Origin of the sequence: Mycobacterium sp. 20KCMC460 (assembly GCF_022179425.1) — a bacterium.
In the GTDB taxonomy this organism is placed as follows: Bacteria; Actinomycetota; Actinomycetes; order Mycobacteriales; family Mycobacteriaceae; genus Mycobacterium; species Mycobacterium kiyosense.
Window position 1 is genome coordinate 2,947,867 of the sequence record NZ_AP025524.1, and the last position, 22,064, is coordinate 2,969,930.

Annotated in this window: 16 protein-coding genes and 1 tRNA gene; 7 read left to right on the top strand and 10 right to left on the bottom strand. The window is 68.3% G+C overall.

The genetic code is table 11. The features are described 5' to 3' along the window. Positions 1 to 104 precede the first annotated feature (104 nt). On the top strand, positions 105 to 1,493 hold the full coding sequence (locus MKCMC460_RS13775) for a bifunctional lysylphosphatidylglycerol flippase/synthetase MprF (RefSeq protein ID WP_236975349.1): 1,389 nt from the start codon (positions 105 to 107) through the stop codon (positions 1,491 to 1,493). Here the strand turns inward: MKCMC460_RS13775 and cydC are convergent. The 6 genes from cydC to MKCMC460_RS13805 all read right to left on the bottom strand — a co-directional run bounded on the left by cydC (position 1,468) and on the right by MKCMC460_RS13805 (position 9,342). Continuing rightward, positions 1,468 to 3,123: a thiol reductant ABC exporter subunit CydC gene (gene cydC / locus MKCMC460_RS13780; protein ID WP_236975341.1), complete on the bottom strand. Its 1,656-nt coding sequence runs from the start codon at positions 3,121 to 3,123 to the stop codon at positions 1,468 to 1,470. The genes MKCMC460_RS13775 and cydC overlap by 26 nt on opposite strands. Next, the gene (gene cydD, locus MKCMC460_RS13785; protein ID WP_255731306.1) at positions 3,110 to 4,729 is read right to left on the bottom strand and encodes a thiol reductant ABC exporter subunit CydD; all 1,620 of its coding nucleotides are present in this window, start codon (positions 4,727 to 4,729) and stop codon (positions 3,110 to 3,112) included. Before cydD ends, cydC begins: the two co-directional genes overlap by 14 nt. Before the next feature lie 56 nt (positions 4,730 to 4,785). After that, entirely contained in the window at positions 4,786 to 5,826 is a 1,041-nt protein-coding gene (gene cydB / locus MKCMC460_RS13790; protein ID WP_236975332.1) for a cytochrome d ubiquinol oxidase subunit II, read from the bottom strand. A 20-nt stretch (positions 5,827 to 5,846) separates the two neighbouring features. After that, the gene (locus MKCMC460_RS13795; RefSeq protein WP_236975330.1) at positions 5,847 to 7,304 is read right to left on the bottom strand and encodes a cytochrome ubiquinol oxidase subunit I; all 1,458 of its coding nucleotides are present in this window, start codon (positions 7,302 to 7,304) and stop codon (positions 5,847 to 5,849) included. 84 nt (positions 7,305 to 7,388) lie between these two features. Beyond that, on the bottom strand, positions 7,389 to 7,979 hold the full coding sequence (locus MKCMC460_RS13800; protein ID WP_236975328.1) for an HdeD family acid-resistance protein: 591 nt from the start codon (positions 7,977 to 7,979) through the stop codon (positions 7,389 to 7,391). A gap of 31 nt (positions 7,980 to 8,010) precedes the next feature. Next, a complete protein-coding gene (locus tag MKCMC460_RS13805; protein WP_236975326.1) occupies positions 8,011 to 9,342 on the bottom strand; it encodes an adenylate/guanylate cyclase domain-containing protein in 1,332 nt (443 codons plus the stop codon). A gap of 209 nt (positions 9,343 to 9,551) precedes the next feature. Here MKCMC460_RS13805 and MKCMC460_RS13810 point away from each other — a divergent pair, with 209 nt between their 5' ends. Then, positions 9,552 to 12,062 carry a PE family protein gene (locus MKCMC460_RS13810; protein WP_238305875.1) on the top strand — a complete coding sequence of 837 codons (2,511 nt, stop codon included), beginning with the start codon at positions 9,552 to 9,554 and terminating at the stop codon, positions 12,060 to 12,062. A gap of 103 nt (positions 12,063 to 12,165) precedes the next feature. Here MKCMC460_RS13810 and MKCMC460_RS13815 read toward each other — a convergent pair. Continuing rightward, positions 12,166 to 12,242, bottom strand: a tRNA-Leu gene (locus MKCMC460_RS13815). An 82-nt stretch (positions 12,243 to 12,324) separates the two neighbouring features. Here MKCMC460_RS13815 and MKCMC460_RS13820 point away from each other — a divergent pair. Further along, entirely contained in the window at positions 12,325 to 12,942 is a 618-nt protein-coding gene (locus MKCMC460_RS13820) for an ANTAR domain-containing response regulator (protein WP_238305876.1), read from the top strand. 107 nt (positions 12,943 to 13,049) lie between these two features. On the opposite strand, the gene MKCMC460_RS13825 is transcribed toward MKCMC460_RS13820, so the two are convergent. Together MKCMC460_RS13825 and MKCMC460_RS13830 are read right to left on the bottom strand one after the other, a co-directional pair. Further along, positions 13,050 to 14,252 (bottom strand): lipid-transfer protein, encoded by a 1,203-nt coding sequence (locus MKCMC460_RS13825; RefSeq protein ID WP_236975316.1) that lies wholly within the window; start codon positions 14,250 to 14,252, stop codon positions 13,050 to 13,052. Further along, positions 14,249 to 14,692, bottom strand: coding sequence for a Zn-ribbon domain-containing OB-fold protein (locus MKCMC460_RS13830; protein ID WP_236975314.1), 444 nt, complete (start codon positions 14,690 to 14,692; stop codon positions 14,249 to 14,251). Before MKCMC460_RS13830 ends, MKCMC460_RS13825 begins: the two co-directional genes overlap by 4 nt. Before the next feature lie 81 nt (positions 14,693 to 14,773). Between MKCMC460_RS13830 and polA the strand changes: the two genes are divergently transcribed. The 4 genes from polA (at position 14,774) to MKCMC460_RS13850 (ending at position 21,295) form a co-directional block, all read left to right on the top strand. Continuing rightward, entirely contained in the window at positions 14,774 to 17,497 is a 2,724-nt protein-coding gene (gene polA / locus MKCMC460_RS13835) for a DNA polymerase I (RefSeq protein WP_370653127.1), read from the top strand. A 131-nt stretch (positions 17,498 to 17,628) separates the two neighbouring features. After that, positions 17,629 to 19,074, top strand: a complete 1,446-nt coding sequence (gene rpsA / locus MKCMC460_RS13840) for a 30S ribosomal protein S1 (protein ID WP_236975311.1) — start codon at positions 17,629 to 17,631, stop codon at positions 19,072 to 19,074. Positions 19,075 to 19,083: 9 nt separating this feature from the next. Beyond that, entirely contained in the window at positions 19,084 to 20,298 is a 1,215-nt protein-coding gene (coaE, locus tag MKCMC460_RS13845) for a dephospho-CoA kinase (RefSeq protein ID WP_236975309.1), read from the top strand. 22 nt (positions 20,299 to 20,320) lie between these two features. Continuing rightward, positions 20,321 to 21,295, top strand: coding sequence for a DUF2889 domain-containing protein (locus MKCMC460_RS13850; protein ID WP_236975299.1), 975 nt, complete (start codon positions 20,321 to 20,323; stop codon positions 21,293 to 21,295). A 9-nt stretch (positions 21,296 to 21,304) separates the two neighbouring features. On the opposite strand, the gene MKCMC460_RS13855 is transcribed toward MKCMC460_RS13850, so the two are convergent. Further along, the gene (locus tag MKCMC460_RS13855) at positions 21,305 to 21,970 is read right to left on the bottom strand and encodes a response regulator transcription factor (protein ID WP_236975297.1); all 666 of its coding nucleotides are present in this window, start codon (positions 21,968 to 21,970) and stop codon (positions 21,305 to 21,307) included. Between the last annotated feature and the right edge of the window lie 94 nt (positions 21,971 to 22,064).

Consider the following 22,064-nt stretch of genomic DNA (forward strand, 5'->3'; position numbering starts at 1 on the left):
GTCCTCTCAACACCATTCGGTGCTGATGTTAGACCCGGCCAGCCGCAAATTCGCCCGGATCAGGCGTAACGTTTGCGGGTAGGGCGCGGCTTGGAGGAGACGGGGTGAGGGTGCCGTCGGTGGGACTGACCAAGCGCATTCGGGCGCGCGAACGCGTTGTGGTCCAAGTCGATTCGCTAGCTCTGCGCTGTATCGGCGCGGCGGCTCTGGTCTGTGCGTCGGTCTGGCTGGTCGTCGTGCTCACCGGAAACCACCGGGACGGCCAGTTCGGGGGACGGCTGGCGTGGTCGCTGACCGTGCTGGCCGCGGTCGCGTTGATCGCGCGCGGCATCTTCCTCGGCCGTCCGGTCACCGTCATGCATGCGGTTGCCGCGACGTCAGTGCTGCTGGGCGGCTTGTTCGCCCATCTGCTGGGATTCGCGCTCCCGGGTGGGGTGCTGATCGCGAGCTCCGGGCTGGTCCTGATGTGGCCGACGGCCGCGCGCCCGCGGCCCGACGAGCTGCCGAAGGTGTGGGCACTTATCGAAGCCACGAAGCAAGATCCGTTGGCGCCGTTCGCCATGCAGACGGGCAAGTGCTATCTCTTCGACGAGACTGGCACCGCGGCACTGGCGTACCGGACGCGACTGGGCTTCGCCGTGGTCAGCGGCGATCCGATCGGCGCCGAAGAGCGATTCCCGGCGCTGGTCGCCGATTTCGCCGCACTATGCCATAGCCGCGGCTGGCGCATCGCCGTGCTGGCCTGCAGCGATCGCAGCCTGAGCCTCTGGCGTGATGCCGACACGATCGGCCAGTCCCTGACGGCGGTGCCGTTCGGGCGTGACGTGGTCATCGACGTCGAAGATTTCGAGATGTCCGGCCGCAGATTCCGCAACCTGCGCCAAGCCGTCCGGCACACGCACAACCGCGGCATCACCACCGAGGTCGTCGACGAACAGTCGCTCACCGACGCCCAACGCGCGGAACTCGCCGAGATGCTACGGGCCTCGCCCAAGGGCGCCCACACCGACCGCGGCTTTTGTATGAGCCTCGACGGCGTGCTCGAGGGCCGCTATCCCGGCGTGCAGTTGATCATTGCGCGGGATGCGGCGGGCCGCGTGCAGGGTTTCGACCGTTTCACCACCGCGGGCTCGGGCAGCGACATCTCCCTCGACGTGCCCTGGCGCCGCCGCGACGCGCCCAACGGCATCGACGAGCGGCTCACCGTCGACATGATCGCAGCGGCGAGAAAGGCAGGGGCGCAACGGTTGTCGCTGGCGTTCGCGGCGTTCCCGGAGCTGTTCGGCGAGCACCCGCGCGGCTTGCTGCGGGTGTGCTACCGACTCGTCCACATCCTGGACCCGCTCATCTCCCTGGAGTCGTTGTACCGGTACCTGCAGAAGTACCACGCCATGGATGCGCGCCGCTATGTCCTGATTTCGCTGACTCAGCTGGTTCCGCTGCTGGTCGTGTTGCTGTCGCTGGAGTTCATGCCGCGTCGACGCCGCTTGTGAGGTCCAATTTCTCGCAGTCGATGTCGCGGGGCAGATGATGGGTGGCGACCACCACGGTCCGGGCGGCGGGCAGCAGGGCGCCGTCGGCAGCCAACAGCCCGCGCAGTAGGTCCTCGGCGTCGTTCCGGTCCAGGTGCTCGGTGGGTTCGTCGAGCAGCAGGATCCGCGCGGGGGACAGCAGCGCCCGCGCCAGCAGCAGCCGTCGGCGCTGCCCCGCCGAAACCGCTTGCGCGCCGCCGACCAACACCGTGGACAGGCCCTCGGGCAGCCCGGCCAGCCAATCGCCCAGGCCGACGGCTGTCAATGCCGCCGTCAGCTCCTCGTCGGTGCAGTCACCACGAGCGACCAGCAGGTTATCCCGGACCGTGGTGGTGAACAGGTGCGCGTCTTCGGCGAAAAAGACTATCGCACTGCGTAATTCAGCTTCGCGGATGCTGTGCACGTCGACGCCGTTCAACGTCACCCGTCCCTGCAGGGGCGGCAGCAGACCGGCCAGCGTCATCAGCAGCGTGGTCTTACCGGAGCCGCTGGCGCCGGTGACCGCCAGCCGCGCCCCCGGCACCACGTCGACCGCGCACCGGATTCCCGGCGTTCCCGGGTGACCGCAACGCACATCCGCGGACAGCCGGCCCGACGGTCGCGGCAGTGCGACCGCCGAGGTTTCGTCGGGGTTGTCCAGCCGGGGAGCCAGCTCCTGCAGCCGACGCGCCGAGATCCGCGACCGGGTCAGCTGCACCGCGGCCGCCGGCAGGGCGGTGGTCGCTTCGAACGCCGAGAGCGGCAACAACATCAGCACGGCCAGCGTCGTCGGGGCCACCGAGGACCCCATCCCGATCGCGGCCACCACCGCCCCGAGCACACTGACCCCGACGGCCGCGGTGGGCAGCGCCTCGGCGATCGCCGCCGGCCGAGCGGCCGCGTCCAGGGCTGCACCCCAGGATCGTTGCCGTTGTTGGGATTCGGCGATCAGGCCGGGCAGCGCACCGGCGACCCGGAGTTCGGGCGCGTGTTCAAGCGCGAGCATGGCAGAGGTGTCCCGTTCGGAATGCTGCTCGCGGGCAACGGCTTCCTGCCGTTCGGCGGCCCGGCCGGCCAGCGCGGGAGCGACCACGCCGGCCACCAGCAGGCAGACCGCCAGCACGATCGCGGCCGAGGGCGAAATGCACCCGACGACGCCGACGGCCGCCACCATCAGCACCGCCGCGACACCCATCGGCACCAGGGCGCGCACCAGCACGTCGGCCAACGCGTCGACATCGGCGCCGACGCGGGCCACCAACTCGCCGCTGTGCAACCGGACTGCCAGCGCGGCCGGCCCGGTGGCCAGCCGGCGATAGATTTCGGAGCGGGCCGCGCCGGCCGCCCGCAGCGCGGTGTCGTGGCTGGCCAGTCGCTCGCAATAGCGCAGCACGCCGCGCGAAATCGCGAACGTGCGCACCAGCACGACCGCGATCGACAGGTCCAACACCGGGGGCAGCTGCGCGGCGCGGGTGATCAGCCACGCCGACACCCCAGCCAGGGCCAGCGCGCTGCCCAGCGACAGCGCCCCGAACGTCACAGCGGCCAACACCCTCGGCAGCCGGGGCCGCAACAGCTCCAGCGCCGCCACGAGCGGATCAGACCGGCGCATGACGCGCCTCGCTTCCGGCGACCACCTCGACGACCCGATCCCCGATCGCCAGGACCCGCTCGCGATGCCCGACGACCACCACGGTCGCGCCGGCGCGGGCCCGCGCGACGACGGCTCGCAGCACTCGGTCCTCGGTGGCGGCGTCCAGATGCGCGGTGGGTTCGTCCAGCAACAGCACCGGCGCCGCAGCGCCGAGCGTTCGCGCCAAACCCAGCCGTTGCCGCTGCCCGAGCGACAAACCCACACCGTCGCGACCCAGCACGGTGTCCAGACCGCGTGGCAACTCCGGTAACACCGCGTCGAATCCCGAAGCCGTGCAAGCACTCTCAAGATCGTCCAGCGGACCCAGCAGCGTCAGGTTGTCGCGCACCGTCCCCGGCACCAGCACCGGGCGTTGCGGCAGCCAGGACAACTGCTCCCACCACGGCTCGGACGCCAGTTCGGCGATGTCGACGCCCCCCACGGTGACACGGCCCGACGTGGGCGCCGTCAGGCCCGCAATCACCTGCAGCGCGGTGCTTTTGCCCGCACCGTTAGGGCCGGTGAACACCGTCACCGCGCCCGGTTCGACGACGGCGGTCAGATCGTCGGGGGCGCGACCCGCCCGGGACGTGACGCTGAGGTGCTCCAGGCGGATCTGTGCCCCGCGTGCGCTGACAGTCCGGCTACCCGGCGCTCGCGGCGGCGCCGCGGGCGCGCCGATGAGCGCAAATGCCTTGTCTGCCGCGGCTCGTCCGTCCTGCGCGGCGTGAAACTCCACCCCGATGCGGCGCAGCGGCCAATACACGTCCGGCGCCAGCAGCAACACGGTCAAGCCGACGGCCAGACTCATCTCCCCGAACACCAGGCGAAGCCCGATGCTGACCGCCACCAGAGCCACGCCCAGGGTGGCCAGCAATTCGAGGACGAGCGCCGACAGGAACGCGATCCGCAAGGTGGACATCGTCGAACGACGATGCGCCGCACTGAGTTCGGCGATGCGGCGCTCAGGTCCCGACGCCCGCCCCAGCGCCCGCAGCGTCGGTATGCCGGCGATCAGATCCAGCAACCTCGCCTGCAAGGTGGTCATGGCTTGCAGGGCGGCGGCGGCACGGTCGGCGGTGGCCAATCCGATCAACACCATGAATACCGGTATCAGTGGCAGCGTGATCACCACAATGACCATCGACTTCAGGTCGTAGCAGGCGATCACCGCGACGGTGGCCGGGGTGAGGATCGCGGCCAGCAGCAACGTCGGCAGATAGCCGGTGAAGTACGGGCGCAGGCCGTCGAGGCCGCGGGTGACCACCGTGGCGGCCGAGTCTCGTTCTGCGGCAAGCTGATCGGGTGGTCGGGCCGTCACCGCCGTCAACACTTGCCCGCTCAGGTCGGCGATCACCGCGCTGGCGCCCCGCTGTCCCAGCCGGGCCTGTAGCCAGTGCGCCAGCGTGCGGATAACCCACAGTGCCGACAGAATCGACAGCGATGCCGACCATTCGCGCAACTCCCGCGCGGCGGGGTCGGTAGCGACCCGCGCCACCAGGCCGCCCAGGACGATCGCCGCCGCGATGGCGCAGCCCGAGATCACCACGCCGCAGAGCACACTGGCGGCCAGGTAGCGGCGCAATGCGGTGGACGCCCGCCACAGCCGGGGGTCCACCGGACCCCGTGCACTCCTACCGGTCAGGACGGACGCCTGGTCAAACCGATCGACGCAGGTATCCGGTCAGCCGAGATGCGTTGCCGGAATACCCAATACGTCCAGGCCTGGTACACCACCGTCAGCGGCGTCATGATCGCGGTCACCCAGGTCATGATCTTGAGGGTGTAATCGGTGGACGACGCGTTGTAGATCGTCACGTTCCACTGACTGTTCAGCGTGGACGGAACCAGGTTGGGGTAGAGCGAGCCGAACAGCAGCACCACCACGCTGGCAACCACCAGCAGCGTGCACACGAACGCCCACCCATCGGAGGCGCGTCGCCACACCAACAGCACCGCCGCCACCTGGGCCAGCACCGCCACCCCCAGCACCGCCCAGGTCCAGTCCTTGCCGTGCGCCAGCTGCGTCCAGATCCCGAACGCGGCAACCAACACCGTTACCGGCAGCGCCAAGATGCGGCCGAATCGGTGGGCGTCGTCGCGGATGGAGTCGGCCGTCTTCAGCGAGACGAACACCGAACCGTAGAACAAGAACAATCCGGCGGTGGCCAGACCACCCAGCAGAGTGTAGGGGTTGAGCACGTCACCGATCGAGAGGTCCACCTGTCCGTCGGGGCCCACCGGGAGCCCGCGCACCAGAATGGAAAACGCTGTGCCCCAGAGGATTGCAGGAAGCCAGGAGCCGGCGGCAATGCCGAAGTCGGCCCAGCCCCGCCATTTCGTGTCGTCGACCTTGCCGCGCCACTCGATGGACACCACGCGCACGATCATGCCGAACAGGATCGCCAGCAGCGGCAGATAGAGCGTGGAGAACACGGTGGCATACCAGCCGGGGAAGGCCGCGAACATGGCCGCGCCCGCGGTGATCAGCCAGACTTCGTTGGCGTCCCACACCGGCCCGATGGTGTTGAGTGCCGCGCGCCGATGCGCTTCCCGATCGCCCTTGCTGACCCGAGCGAACGGTTCCATCAGCATGCCCACGCCGAAGTCGAAGCCCTCGAGGATGAAAAAGCCGAGGAACAGTGTCGTGATGAGGCCGAACCACAACTCTTGGAGTTTCACCGGTCAGCTCCTTTCGGCGTCTAGTAGGCGAACGACAGGGGTGCCACGTCGTCTTCCTGCTCGGCAGGAGGCGCGGCCGGTTCGGCGTCGTGTTCCAGCGGCCCCTCCGCGATGTAGCGCTTGAGCAGCCAGAACCACACCACCGCGAGCACGGCGTAGACCAGCGTGAACGTCACCAGCGAGGTGATCACCACCCCGGACCCGTGATGCGACACCCCGGCCGCGACGGTGAGGTGGACGTTCGGGTCGCCGGTCGGGTTCGGGGCGACGATCCACGGCTGGCGGCCCATCTCGGTGAACACCCAGCCGGCACTGTTGGCCAGGAACGGTGCCGGGATCGCCAGCAGCGCAAACCAGGCGAACCAGCGCTGGTTCGGGATCCGTCCGCCGCGGGTCAGCCACAGTGCGGTCAACGCGAACAACACCGGAATGGCCAGCAGTCCGATCATCGCGCGGAAGGACCAGTAGGTGACAAACAGGTTGGGGCGGTAGTCATTTGGGCCGAAGCGCTGGTTGTAGTCCCGCTGGATGTCGCGCACACCCTGCAACGTGACGCCGTCGAACTTGCCCTCGGCCAGGAACGGCAGCACGTACGGCACCTCGATGACACGGGTGAGCGCATCACAGTTGTTCTGTCGCCCGACCGTCAGGATGGAGAAGTCCGGATCGACCTGGGTGTCGCACAGCGACTCCGCCGACGCCATCTTCATCGGCTGCTGCCGGAACATCAGCTTGCCCTGGTGATCGCCGCTGAAGAACAACCCGACCGTGGCGAGGAGCACCACCCAGCAGCCCAGTACGGTCGCCGGGCGATACATCGCCCGAGTGCCCGGGTCGACGGTGTCGGTCTGTGACCGCACCAGCCACCAGGCGCTGACGGCAGCCACGAACGTGCCCGCGGTCAGCAGCGCGCCGGTGACCGTGTGGCCGAACGCCGTCAGGCCGGTGTTGTTGGTGAGCAACGCCAGGATGTCGTTCAGTTCGGCCCGGTGGGTCTGCGGGTTGTAGTGCACGCCCACCGGATGCTGCATGAACGAGTTCGCGGTGATGATGAAATACGCCGAAACGTTCACCGAGATCGCGACGATCCAAATGCAGGCCAGGTGAACCAGTTTCGGCAGTCGGCTCCAGCCGAAGATCCACAATCCGATGAAGGTCGACTCGAAGAAGAAGGCCAGCAGGCCCTCCATCGCCAGCGGCGCGCCGAACACGTCGCCGACGAACCTCGAATACTCGCTCCAGTTCATCCCGAACTGGAACTCCTGCACGATGCCGGTGGCCACCCCGATGGCGAAATTGATCAGGAACAGCTTCCCGAAGAACTTCGTCAGCCGGTACCAGGCGACGTTGTCGGTGACCACCCAGGCCGTCTGCATGATGGCGAGCAGTGGAGCCAGGCCGATGGTGAGCGGCACGAAAATGAAGTGGTAGACGGTGGTGATACCGAACTGCCAGCGCGATAGATCAACAACGTTCATCTGTCAGCTCCCGGGGCTGCGGGACAATCTACGACGGAGTGTAGTAATCGGTTCTGGCCGACGCCAACTCGATGGGCGTGCTGATCAGCCGGTGAGGTTTTTGGACGCCTTCCGGATGCCGAACGACGACACGATTTCGAAGACACCGATGACGATGAGCCAGATGCCGACCACATACGCCAGGGTGATGATCGATTGGAAGGGGGAAGCCATCACGACGATCCCCGCCAACAGGCTGATCAGGCCGATGAAGATCGCCCAGCCCCGACCGGGAAGTTCGGGATCGCTGATGGCCGAGACCGTGGTGGCCACACCGCGGAAGATGAACCCGACCCCGATCCAGATCGCCAGCAACAGCACGGCGTTGCCGAAGTGACGGAACGCCAGCACCGCCAGAATCAGTGATGCGGCACCGCTGATGAACAGCAGAATCCGGCTGCCCGCCGACACGTGCAGACTGAACGCGAAGACGACCTGGGCAGCGCCGGTGACCAGCAGGTAGGCGCCGAAGAAGATGGCGGCCACCAGGACCGTTTGACCCGGCCAGGCCGCCACGGCGGCGCCGAGCGCGAGCGACAAGATCCCGGATACCAGGGTGGATTTCCAGAGGTGGGGGAGCAGACTAGGCGGCGACAATGTTGCGGGACTAGTTTCCATGCAGCCAGTGTGACGCATGTGGCGGAGCCGGGGTAGGGGTCTTTTGACCTCAGACGGGTGCGACACGGAGGTCTTCGGCCGGCAGACTGTCCGGTTCCTCGACCGGCTTGCGGCCCATCAGGTACCAGGTGCGCATCACGCCTTTGCCCTTGACGTCGATGTAGCCGCGTTCGCGCAGTTCGAAATCGTCCTTCAGCCGCTCGTAGACCTCGTCGGGCACCTGGATCTGCCCGACCGAATCGGTGGACTCCATCCGGGATGCGACGTTGACCGCGTCGCCCCAGACGTCGTAGAAGAACCGGCGGGAGCCGACCACCCCGGCTACGACGGGACCGGTGGCCAGTCCCACCCGTAGTGGAACCGCTCGTCCGTGCGGATCCTTGAGCGCGGCTGCGGCGTCGGCCATGTCGAGAGCGAAATCGGCTAAGGCGTGCACGTGGTCGGGCCGCGGGCGCGGAACCCCGCTGACGACCATGTAGGAGTCGCCGCTGACCTTGATCTTCTCCAGCTCGTACTTGTCCACCAGCGCGTCGAACGCGCTATACAGGCGGTCCAGGAAACGGACCAGGTCGGCGGGTGGGGTGCTGCTGGCACGTTCGGTGAAGCCGACGATGTCGGCGAACAGCACCGAGGCCTCGTCGTACTTGTCGGCGATGACGCGCCGCTCGGGTTCCTTGAGCCGTTCGGCGATGCTGGCCGGCAACATGTTGGCCAGCAGTGCCTCGGAGCGCTCGTACTGTTCCTCCATGACCGCCTCGGCCCGGGCGGTGTCGCGCAACGCGAAGTAAACCGTGGCGACCACCATCACGCACGCCGAAATGGTGGTGACGACAAAACCCGTGGACTGCGCCCAATCCGGCTGCAGGCCGGTGCTGCGCGGGATCACGAACTCGGACATGATCACCAGCCCGGCGCCGAGCGCCGCCAGGAAACTGGCCAGCACGATGTGCTCGATACCCAGCAGCAATACGGCCAGACATGACCCGACGATGAAGAACAGCTGGGCGCCCGAACCGGTTCCCACGTCCCAGCAGCTGGCCAGCACGGTGGCGTAGGCGGCGAAGATAAAGGTCAGCGGTGCCACCAGTTCGCCGAAGCGGTGCAGCATCGGAACGAACGCAAAGACCAGCGCCGCGGCGATATTGATCGAGATGACCTGCCACAACCACGAGCCGGTGAGCAGCTGGACGGCAACGAAGCTCCCGCTCACCAGGACGGCCATCCAGGCAGCGATGTCGAGAATGCGCGCCCGGCGGGCAGCGGCGTCCGCGTAGTGCTGCCGCAGGTCTTTGGTTTGGGCTCGGACCGCGGCGACGCAGTCGGGCCGGCGAACCGGGTCGTCGTTGCCAGCTTTGAGGGCAGCGCACTTTTTTGCGCCCATGGGGTAAAGCCTAACCGTTGGCCGAGATTAGCGAGCGGTGTTGCCGCGTACCTTGACCGCAACGACCAGGGGTTGTGCCGGTATTCCGGGCTGATGGTCGCGGCAGACCGATAAATAGAGAATTCTCCCGATTTATTCGGTCTGCCGCGCGGGTCCAAACTGCCCAGTAGGCGCCTCTTGGTGGGGCGCGCTGACGGGAGGGCGCCGCTATGTCGTTCGTATTCGCGGCTCCGGACGTGGTCTCCGCGGCCGGGACCGATCTGGTCGGACTGGCTTCGGGTTTGCAGGGGGCCACCGCGGCCGCGCTCGGGCCGACCACGGCGATTCTGTCGGCCGCCCAGGATGAGGTATCGACGTTGATTGCGGCGCTTTTCGAGGGGCATGGCCAGGACTTTCAAGCGCTCAGTGGGCAGGCCTTCGCGTATCACGAGCAATTCGCGCAGTTGCTCAGCGCCGGCGGAGGTGCGTACGCCGCCGCCGAGGCTGCCGGTTCGAATCCGCTGCAATTCTTGAGCCAGGCGGTGTTCGGGGTGATCAATGCGCCCACTGAGCTCCTGTTGGGTCGTCCGCTGATCGGCAACGGCGCCAACGGCACTCCGGGCACCGGGCAGAACGGCGCTGCCGGAGGCATCTTGATCGGCAATGGTGGGTCCGGCGGGTCCGGAGCGCCGGGTCATAACGGTGGCGCCGGTGGCGCGGCCGGGCTGCTCGGTACCGGCGGGGCAGGCGGTGCCGGCGGCAAGGTGGCATCGGGTACCGCCGGCGCCGGTGGTGCGGGCGGTGCGGGTGGTCTGCTGGCCGGCACCGGCGGCGTGGGCGGTGCCGGAGGGGCTTCCGCTTCCGGAACAGGAGGAGCCGGTGGGATCGGTGGTGCCGGTGGACTGTTCGGCGCGGGGGGCCTCGGCGGCGCCGGCGGCTTCGGCGGTGTCAACGGCGGTGCCGGCGGTGCGGGTGGGGCCGGCGGGCTGCTCGGCGGGCTGATCGGTGCCGGCGGCGGCCACGGCGGGGCCGGCGGATACGGCGATGCGGGTGCGGGCGGTGCGGGCGGTGCCGGCGGCAACGCCGGTCTGCTCGCCGGTCCCGGTGGGGCCGGCGGCACGGGCGGACACGCGGCCGGAACTGGGGATAACGGTGGTGCGGGAGGCGCGGGCGGCAACGCAGGACTGCTGTTCGGCGCCGGCGGCGGTGGTGGGGCGGGCGGGTCCGCCGAAGACGGACTCGGCGGCGCAGGTGGGTACGGCGGTAACGCCGGCCTGCTGTGGTCCAACGGCGGTTCGGGCGGCGCGGGGGGCTTCGGCAGCAATATCGGCGGTGCGGGGGGTGCCGGCGGCAATGCCCTGTTGCTCGGTTTCGGTGGGATCGGTGGATCGGGCGGATCCGGCCAGATAGCGGGCGCGACCGGTGGCGCTGGGGGCCAGGGCGGTCTGCTGCTGGGCGACGGCGGTTCCGGCGGGACCGGTGGGTGGAGCCCCGGCCACGGCGGCACCGGCGGCACCGGCGGAAGAGCTTTCTTGATCGGCGTGGCCGGCAACGGCGGTGAGGCCGGTTACGGCGTCTCAGCGAACGGCGGCGCCGGGGCGAGCGGCATCGCCAGTCCGCTACAGCCGCTGTTCACCGCCCTCAACGTGCCGACCGAAGCGGTGCTGGGGCGCCCGCTCATCGGCAATGGCGCCAACGCGGCGCCGGGATCGGGATTGACCGGCTCGCCGGGAGGCCTGCTGCTCGGCGACGGTGGGGCCGGTGGATCCGGTACGGCCGGCCACCCGGGCGGCGTCGGCGGTGCTGCCGGGGTGCTGGGCACCGGCGGTGCCGGCGGTATCGGAGGGGGAGCTCCGACCGCGGGCAACGGCGGCGCCGGTGGCGCTGGGGGCGCCGGTGGGGCGCTGCTGGGCGATGGCGGATCCGGCGGCCCGGGTGGCTTCGCGTTCTCCGGTAGTGGGGTCGGCGGTGCCGGCGGCGCGGGCGGGGCCGGCGGCTTGCTGAGCGGCGGCGGGGCCGGCGGTGTCGGGGGGCTCGGCTTCGGTCTGAGCGGTGTCGGGGGCGCGGGCGGGTCCGGCGGGGCGGCCGGCTTGCTGAGTGGCGGCGGCGGCGACGGAGGTTCCGGCGGATTCGGCGAGGCCGCGGGCGGTGTCGGGGGCGGCGGCGGCAACGCCGGGCTGCTCGCCGGAAACGGTGGCGCCGGAGGGGCCGGCGGGCTCGGCTACGACAACGCTGGTGTCGCGGGAGGCAATGGTGGCACCGGCGGCTTGTTGTTCGGTGCCGGCGGCGTCGGTGGAGACGGCGGAATCGGCTTCAACGGAATCGGCGGCACCGGCGGCAGCGGTGGTAGCGGGGGCGCAGTGTTCGGCGTCGGCGGGGCCGGAGGCGATGGAGGAGTGAGCGAGCACAATGCCGGCGGCGCGGGCGGAGCGGGCGGTAACGTTGCGCTGCTCGGCGATGGCGGGACCGGTGGTCTGGGCGGATTTAGCGTGACTCAGGTCGGCGGGCAGGGCGGGGTCGGCGGCGCGGCAGGTCCGTTGGTGGGCAACGGGGGAGCGGGTGGCGCCGGCGGCGCGGGCGCGACCAACGCCGGCAACGGTGCAGCGGGAGGCAACGCCTTGGTGATCGGCATCGGCGGCAACGGCGGCAACGCTGGAACCGGCGGCACGCCGGGGACTCCGGGTGACGGTGGTAGCGGCGGCCTGCTGGGGGTCAATGGGCTCAACGGGTTGGCCATCTAGCGCCGATCCGCCGGCGCCAGGTACGTCGGCCAGGTACGTCGGCGAGATCTCCCACATGCCCCGAATACAAGCATTGACGGCTCGGTCTTGATAGCGGGATCTCTGGTGCCCTCGGTGAGATTCGAACTCACACTGTACGGGTTTTGAATCCGTTTCCTCTGCCAGTTGGGATACGAGGGCTGCTAACCGGTTTCGGTCCGGAGTACACCATAGAGGAACCCCCCGGGTTCCCCGTCACAGGCGTCACGACAGAATATCCGTCATGACGGACCCCACCTCCGATGCCGCCGCCGCTCCGACGCGGCGGGTCCTGATCGCCGAAGACGAAGCGCTGATCCGCATGGACTTGGCTGAGATGCTGCGTGAGGAGGGTTACGAGATCGTCGGTGAGGCCGGCGACGGCCAGGAAGCCGTGGAGTTGGCCGAACAACACCAGCCCGATCTGGTGATCATGGATGTGAAGATGCCGCGCCGCGACGGTATCGACGCGGCCTCGGAGATCGCGAGCAAGCGCATCGCGCCGATCGTGGTGCTGACCGCCTTCAGCCAGCGCGACCTCGTCGAGCGGGCGCGGGACGCCGGGGCAATGGCGTACCTGGTCAAACCGTTCACTGCCAGCGACCTGATCCCGGCGATCGAACTGGCGATGAGCCGGTTCAGTGAGATCACCGCCCTGGAAAAAGAAGTGGCGACGTTGTCGGACCGGCTGGAGACCCGCAAGCTGATCGAACGCGCCAAGGGCCTGCTGCAGGTGAAGCAGGGCATGACCGAGCCCGAGGCGTTCAAGTGGATTCAGCGCGCCGCCATGGACCGCCGGACGTCGATGAAGCGTGTCGCCGAGGTGGTACTGGAAACCCTCGATACGCCCAAGGACGCTTGACCTTGGACGCGCCCCTTGCGCGTCGAGCGTCCTGATATGTACGGCAAAAGCCCACTGCGACCGTACATTTGGGGCCGCTCGAGGCAACAGAAACGGCGCGAAAGCCCCTAGCGGGCGACGATCACCGACGACCCGTGCCCGAACAGCCCCTGGTTCGCGGTGACGCCCACCTTCGCGCCTTCCACCTGCCGGCCCGTCGCCTGTCCCCGCAGCTGCCAGGTCAGCTCGCACACCTGCGCAATCGCCTGTGCGGGAATGGCCTCACCGAAGCAGGCCAGACCGCCAGACGGGTTCACCGGAACGCGGCCACCCAAAGCCGTTGCCCCGGAGCGCAACAGCGCCTCGGCCTCGCCGCGACCGCACAACCCCAGGTGCTCATACCAGTCGAGTTCCAAAGCAGTCGACAGGTCGTACACCTCGGCCAGGCTGACGTCCTCGGGCCCGATGCCGGCCTCGGCGTACGCGGCGTCCAGGATCTGGTCCTTGAACACCCGCTCGGGTCCGGGCACCACCGCGGTGGAATCCGTTGCGATATCCGGTAATTCGGGCAGATGCTGCGGGTATCGCGGCGTCACCGTGCTGACCGCACGCACGGACGGAACACCGTCCAGCGAGCCGAGGTGCTTGCGGGCGAAGTCCGCGCTGGCCACGATCAGGGCGGCCGCGCCGTCGGAGGTGGCGCAGATGTCCAGCTGACGCAACGGGTCGGACACCACCGGGCTGGCCAGCACGTCCTCCACCGAGGATTCCTTGCGGTAGCGGGCATTCGGGTTCTGCAACCCGTGCCGGGAGTTTTTCACCTTCACCTGCGCGAAGTCCTCCGACGTCGCGCCGTACAGGTCCATCCGGCGCCGCGCCAGCAGGGCGAAGTAGACCGGGTTCATCGCGCCGATGAGATGGAAACGCTGCCAGTCGGGATCGTTCTTGCGCTCGCCGCCGACCGGCGCGAACGCCCCCTTCGGCGTGGTGTCGGCGCCGATCACCAGCGCGACATCGCAGAATCCGGCCAGGATGTGGGCGCGGGCGCTCTGCAGGGCCTGCGAACCGGACGCGCACGCCGCATACGACGACGACACCGGCACCCCGTTCCAGCCCAGCTTCTGCGCGAACGTCGACCCCGCGATGAAGCCCGGATAGCCGTTGCGGATGGTGTCGGCGCCGGCGACCAGCTGAATCTGCCGCCAGTCCAGCCCGGCCTCGGCCAGCGCGGCACGGGCGGCCACCACTCCGTATTCGGTGAAGTCGCGGCCCCATTTGCCCCAGGGGTGCATGCCGGCGCCGAGGATGTAGAGCGGCTCAGGAGTGCTCATGCCGAGACCTTCCACGCGTAGACGATCCGCTCCACGCCGTCGTCGCCGGTGAACAGCGGCATCGTCGTCAGCTCCATCTCCATGCCGACCTTCAGGTCGGCCGCCAGCGTGCCCTCGACCACCTTGCCGAGCACGATGATGCCCTCGTCGGCCAGTTCCACCGCCGCGATCGCGAACGGTTCGAACTCGGCGGGCGCCGGGTAGGGCGCCGGCGGCGGGTAGCGGTTCTCGGTGTAGCTCCACAGCTTTCCGCGCCTGGACAGGGCGACCGACTCCAAAGTGTCGCTGTCGCAGGCCGGATTGGGGCAGTTGTTCTCCCGCGGCGGGAACACGAAAGTCCCGCACTGCGGGCATTTACTGCCGATCAGATGGGTGGTTCCGTCGTCGTCGGTGGCGAACCATCCCTCGATCGCGGGTTGCTGGCTGGTGAGCTCGGGCACCCGGCAAGACTACCAAGCGCTTGTTTGGGGACACCACGGGACACCAGGAGGCGCCGGGGACACCGGGGCGCGTCGGACCCGATGCCTAGAGTGAGTCTCGTGACTGCCACCACCCAGGATCAAGCCAAGCCGACCCTGATGCTCCTGGACGGCAATTCGCTGGCGTTCCGGGCGTTTTACGCGTTGCCCGCGGAGAACTTCAAGACCCGAGGCGGCCTGACCACCAACGCCGTCTACGGCTTCACCGCCATGCTGATCAACCTGCTGCGCGACGAGGCGCCGACCCACATCGCCGCGGCCTTCGACGTCTCGCGCCAGACGTTTCGCTCCGAGCGCTACCCCGAATACAAGGCCAACCGCTCCTCGACGCCCGACGAGTTCCACGGCCAGATCGACATCACCAAGGAAGTGCTCAACGCGCTGGGCATCACCGTGCTGGCCGAACCGGGATTCGAGGCCGACGACATCATCGCCACCCTGGCCACCCAGGCCGAGAACGAGGGCTACCGAGTGCTGGTGGTCACCGGCGACCGCGACTCCCTGCAGCTGGTCAGCGACGACGTCACCGTGCTCTACCCACGCAAAGGCGTCAGCGAACTCACCCGCTTCACCCCGGAAGCCGTCGTCGAGAAATACGGGCTCACCCCACGGCAATACCCCGACTTCGCCGCGCTGCGCGGCGACCCCAGCGACAACCTGCCCGGCATTCCCGGGGTGGGGGAGAAAACCGCCTCGAAGTGGATCATCGAGTACGGCTCACTGCAGTCGCTGGTCGACAACGTCGACACGGTGCGCGGCAAGGTCGGCGATGCACTGCGGGCGCACGTCGCCAACGTCGTGCTGAACAGGGACCTCACCGAGCTGGTCAAGGACGTGCCGCTGGCGCAGACGCCCGACACGCTGCGGCTGCAGCCCTGGGACCGTGACCACATCCACCGGCTGTTCGACGACCTCGAGTTCCGCGTCCTGCGGGACCGCCTGTTCGACACCCTCGCCGCGGTCGAGCCCGAGGTCGACGAGGGATTCGACGTGCGCGGCGGGGCGCTGCAGCCCGGCTCGGTGAAGCAGTGGCTGGACGAGCACGTCGGCGACGGGCGGCGCGCCGGACTGACGGTGGTGGGCACGCACCTGCCGCACGGCGGCGATGCGACAGCCCTGGCCATCGCCGCGGCCGACGGCGAAGGCGCCTACCTGGACACCGCCACGCTGACGCCGCAGGACGACGCCGCCCTGGCGCAGTGGCTTGCCGACCCCGGCAGGCCCAAGGCGCTGCACGAGGCGAAGCTGGCGATTCACGACCTGGCCGGCCGGGGCTGGACGCTGGCCGGTGTCACCTCCGACACCGCGCTGGCCGCCTACCTGGTGCGGCCCGGGCAGCGCAGCTTCACCCTCGACGACCTCTCGCTGCGCTACCTTCGCCGCGAGCTGCGCGCGGAAACTGCTGAGCAACAACAACTTTCGCTGCTCGATGACGAGGAAGGCACCGACGAGCAGGCCGTGCAGACCGCCATCCTGCGGGCCCGCGCCGTCATCGATCTGGCCGACGCCCTGGACGCCGAACTGGACCGCATCGATTCCACCGCGCTGCTGGGTGAGATGGAACTTCCGGTGCAGCAGGTACTGGCCGGCATGGAAGCCGTCGGCATCGCCGTCGACCTGCGCCTGCTGACCGAACTGCAGAGCCAGTTCGCCGACGAGATCCGGGACGCCGCCGAAGCCGCCTACGCCGTGATCGGCAAGCAGATCAACCTGGGCTCGCCCAAGCAGCTGCAGGTGGTGCTGTTCGACGAGCTGGGCATGCCCAAGACCAAGCGCACCAAGACCGGCTACACCACCGACGCGGACGCCCTGCAGTCGCTCTTCGACAAGACCGGGCACCCGTTTCTGCAGCATCTGCTGACCCACCGCGATGTCACCCGGCTCAAGGTCACCGTCGACGGGCTGCTCAACTCGGTGGCCGCCGACGGCCGCATCCACACCACGTTCAATCAGACGATCGCCGCCACCGGCCGCCTTTCCTCCACCGAACCGAACCTGCAGAACATCCCGATCCGCACCGACGCCGGCCGCCAGATCCGCAACGCGTTCGTCGTCGGCTCCGGCGGTTACACCGAGTTGATGACGGCCGACTACAGCCAGATCGAGATGCGGATCATGGCCCACCTGTCCCGTGACGAGGGGCTGATCGAAGCGTTCAACACCGGCGAGGACCTGCACTCGTTCGTCGCCTCACGCGCCTTCGGCGTTCCGATCGACGAGGTCAACGCCGAATTGCGGCGCCGGGTCAAGGCGATGTCGTACGGCCTGGCCTACGGGTTGAGCGCCTACGGCTTGTCGGCCCAGCTCAAGATCTCCACCGAAGAGGCCAAAGAACAGATGGACCAGTACTTCGCCCGGTTCGGCGGGGTACGCGACTACCTGCTGGCCGTGGTGGAGCAGGCCCGCAAGGACGGCTACACCTCGACCGTCCTGGGCCGGCGGCGCTACCTGCCCGAACTGGACAGCAGCAACCGCCAGGTGCGCGAGGCCGCCGAACGGGCCGCGCTCAACGCGCCGATCCAGGGCAGCGCCGCCGACATCATCAAGGTTGCGATGATCGAGGTCGACAAGGCGATCAAGGAAGCGCAGCTCAAGTCGCGCATGTTGTTGCAGGTCCATGACGAGCTGCTGCTTGAAATCGCGCCGGGGGAGCGCGAGCAGGTGGAGCAGCTGGTGCGCGAGAGGATGGGTGGCGCGTACCCGCTGGACGTGCCGCTGGAGGTGTCGGTCGGCTACGGTCACAGCTGGGATTCGGCGGCACACTGAGTCACCCCGCGGAAGCAAGTCGCTCATCCACAGCGGGACCGAGTTTGGCCTGCGTGTACGCAGTCGAGTAGCCTCGACAGGTAAACCCAAATTGTCCCTGCGATCAATCCTGTCCGGAGCAACCCAACAATATGCCGAGTCCCACCGTCACCTCGCCGCAAGTAGCCATCAACGACATTGGCACCAGCGAGGATTTTCTTGCCGCAATAGACAAAACGATCAAGTACTTCAACGATGGCGACATCGTGGAGGGAACCATCGTCAAAGTGGACCGGGACGAGGTGCTCCTCGACATCGGCTACAAGACCGAAGGGGTCATCCCCGCCCGCGAGCTCTCCATCAAGCACGACGTCGACCCCAACGAGGTCGTTTCCGTCGGTGACGAGGTCGAGGCCCTGGTTCTCACCAAAGAGGACAAAGAGGGCCGGCTGATCCTGTCCAAGAAGCGCGCGCAGTACGAGCGCGCCTGGGGCACCATCGAGGAGCTCAAGGAGAAGGACGAGGCCGTCAAGGGCACCGTCATCGAGGTGGTCAAGGGTGGCCTGATCCTCGACATCGGGTTGCGCGGCTTCCTGCCCGCCTCGCTGGTCGAGATGCGCCGGGTGCGCGACCTGCAGCCGTACATCGGCAAGGAGATCGAAGCCAAGATCATCGAGCTGGACAAGAACCGCAACAACGTGGTGCTGTCCCGGCGCGCCTGGCTGGAGCAGACCCAGTCCGAGGTACGCAGCGAATTCCTCAACCAGCTGCAGAAGGGCACCATCCGCAAGGGTGTGGTCTCCTCCATCGTCAACTTCGGCGCCTTCGTCGACTTGGGCGGGGTGGACGGCCTGGTGCACGTCTCGGAGCTGTCCTGGAAGCACATCGACCACCCGTCCGAGGTGGTCAGCGTCGGCGACGAGGTCACCGTCGAGGTGCTCGACGTCGACATGGACCGCGAGCGGGTTTCGTTGTCGCTGAAGGCGACTCAGGAAGACCCGTGGCGCCACTTCGCCCGCACCCACGCGATCGGTCAGATCGTGCCGGGCAAGGTCACCAAGCTGGTGCCGTTCGGCGCGTTCGTGCGTGTCGAGGAGGGCATCGAGGGCCTGGTGCACATCTCGGAGCTGGCCGAGCGCCACGTCGAGGTGCCCGACCAGGTGGTCGCCGTCGGCGACGACGCGATGGTCAAGGTCATCGACATCGACCTGGAGCGGCGCCGAATCTCGTTGTCGCTCAAGCAGGCCAACGAGGACTACACCGAGGAGTTCGACCCCGCCAAGTACGGCATGGCCGACAGCTACGACGAGCAGGGCAACTACATCTTCCCCGAGGGCTTCGACGCCGAAACCAACGAGTGGATCGAAGGTTTCGACGCCCAGCGCAACGAGTGGGAGGCCCGCTACGCCGAGGCCGAGCGGCGGCACAAGATGCACACCGCGCAGATGGAGAAGTTCGCCGCCGCGGAGGCAGCCGACCACAGCAGTGGCGGCAGCAGCTCGTCGAGCAGCAGCTCCTCGGAGAAGTCCGCGGGCGGGTCGCTGGCCAGCGACGCGCAGCTGGCTGCTCTGCGCGAGAAGCTCGCCGGCAGCGCGTAATACGCTCGGATGCTGCGCATCGGGCTGACCGGCGGCATCGGCGCCGGCAAATCGGCGCTGTCCAAGACGTTCTCGGAGTGCGGTGGCATCATCGTCGACGGTGATGTCATCGCCCGCGAGGTCGTCGAGCCGGGCACCGAAGGACTGGCCGCACTGGTCGACGCCTTCGGCGAGGACATCCTGCTGCCCGATGGTGCGCTGGACCGGCCGGCGTTGGCGGCCAAGGCTTTTGCCGATGAGGAAGAGCGCAAGAAGCTCAACGGCATCGTGCATCCCCTGGTCGCCAAGCGCCGGTCCGAGATCATCGACGCGGTTGCCCAGGACTCCGTGGTGGTGGAAGACATCCCGCTGCTGGTGGAATCGGGGATGGCCCCGCTGTTCCCGCTGGTGGTCATCGTGCACGCCGACGTCGAGCTGCGCCTGCGACGGCTGATCGAGCAACGCGGCATGACCGAGGACGACGCCCGCGCCCGGATCGCCGCGCAGGCCACCGACGAGCAGCGTCGTGCCGTCGCCGACATCTGGCTGGACAACTCCGGCAGCCCGGGGGAGTTGATCGAGCGGGCAAAAGACGTGTGGCACAACCGGATTCTGCCGTTCGCGCACAATCTGGCCGAGCGTCAGCCGGCGCGGGCGCAGGCCCGGCTGGTCCCGGCCGACCCGAGTTGGCCCGAGCAGGCATCGCGAATCCTCAACCGGCTCAAGACTACGTGCGGCCATCGGGCATTGCGGGTAGACCACATCGGCTCCACCGCGGTGCCGGACCTCGACGCGAAGGACGTCATCGACATCCAGATCACCGTCGAATCACTGGACATCGCAGACGAACTCGTCGAGCCGCTGCTGGCCGCGGGCTACCCCCGTCTCGAGCACATCACCCAGGACGCCGCCAAGACCGATGCCCGCAGCACCGTCGCGGACTTCGATCATAGCGACGATCCAACGTTGTGGCACAAGCGTATTCACGCCTCCGCCGATCCAGGACGTCCGACCAACGTGCACATCCGGGTCGCCGGACGGCCGAATCAGCAATTCGCGCTGCTGTTCGTGGACTGGCTCAAAGCCAACCCCGCGGTGCGGGCGGACTATCTGGAAGTCAAGCGCGCGGCCGACGCCGGCGGCGGCGGTGACATCATCCGGTACGTCACCGCCAAAGAACCGTGGTTCCTCGACGCCTACCGCCGGGCCTGGGAGTGGGCCGACACCACCGGCTGGAAGCCCTGAGCGGTCCGAGTACCTTTTTTTCATGCCGTTCGTCACCGACATCCTGGGGCCGCGGCGGCCCGTCGACCTGACGCCCCCGCTGACGCCGGGCCGGATGCGGCGCACCAGCACCATCGACACCCACCCGGGCGGACCGGGAGAATCCTTCGCCGAACTCCGGGGGCGCGACGCGGTAGGTACCGAGGACGGCATCGCGGTAGTCGGTCAAGTCCAGATCCGGGCACGGCTGGTCGATTTCGTCGTCGACGACATCGAGCCCACGCCGCCGGACGCCCGACTCGATGCGCTGCGGGGGCAGCGCGTCAGCCGGGGCTTCCGGGCGAAGCTCGGTGAACTGCTGCCCGACGAGGTGCGCAAAGCCAGCCTGCTGCATCTGCTGCTGGACGACTGGGTGGGCGCGGCGCTGGTGTCCGGATATGGCATCCAGCACACCGCGATCAGCCTGGGCATCGAGCAGAAGATGCCGCCGGGTGTGGCAGACCGGATGACCGGGATCTGCGCGGGTTTCGCGCCGGAGGCGTCCGTGGTCGGCTACGCCCGGCAACACGATGTGATTCCGACCGGTCGCGGCCCGGTGGCGCCGGCACTGGCCGGACTGCACGAAGCCGAGCCGCTGCGAGCGCGCGGGATGCGCAGACTCCGACGTCTGGACACCTGGCCGGTGGGCGACGGCGTGGTCGAGTTCGACGCACACTTTCGCGATTCGCACACCGACGACGACCTCGTCGAGACCATCGTGCACGAGTACACGGTGACCGGAACGCTGCAGGAGTCGACCCGCACGGTCCTCTCGGCGCGGGCCGACGTGCGGGTGCTGCCGTGGCAGGAATGCCCCGGTGCCGTCGAAAGCGCGGCGCGCATCGCGGGCATGACGCTGACGGAGTTGCGGGACCGCGTCCGTGTCGAATTCGTCGGCACCAGCACCTGCACGCATCTGAACGACACACTGCGGGCCATCGCCGATTTGGATGCCCTGCTGAATCTGCCGATCCGCTGACGACGGTGGTCAGGGACCGCCGCGCCAATGCTCGATCCGGTGATGGTCGGGTGTGAACCCGTGCTCGACGCCCCACAACACCGCCTGGGTGCGGCTACCCACCCCGATCTTGCGGTAGATAGTGCGGATGTAGGACTTCACGGTGTTGGGGCTCAGGTAGGTCAGCCGCGCGACGTCGGCGTTGCTCTTGCCCTGGGTGATCAGCGCCAGGATCTCGGCCTCACGGTCGCTGAGGCCTTCGCCGCGGCCCGGCCAGTCCAGCCCGGGCGCGCTGCGCGCCCGCTTCGCCACGTCGCTGATGATCAAATCGCCGCAGTGCACCGCTTCCAGTGCGGCCACCAGTTCACTGGCCGGCAGGGTCTTCGACAGGTAGCCGTGCGCACCCTGGCGCTGAGCGCTGTCGACCAGATCGGGGTGAAAGTTCCACGTGTACACCACAACTCGGCGCGCGCGTGGGTTGGCGACCAACACGCCGATCTCCTCGTGATCGGATTCGGGCTGGGCGAAGGAGTCGTACAGCACGATGTCGACGGCGTCCTTGACCGGCATCGTGGAGTCGAGTTCCGCGATCACCACGCGGTCGCGGTACGGGTCCAGCATGTTGGCAACACCTTTGACGACGACGTCGTAGTCGTCGACGAGGGCGACCGTGATCGGCTCACCGGAAGGCGGCATATCGCGCAGATTACCTCCCTAGGGGTGTAGTTCTCGCCCCGCAAAGGGCGTTCGCTGGAATCAGCGTCGGGGCAAACCGACCCGACCGGCAACA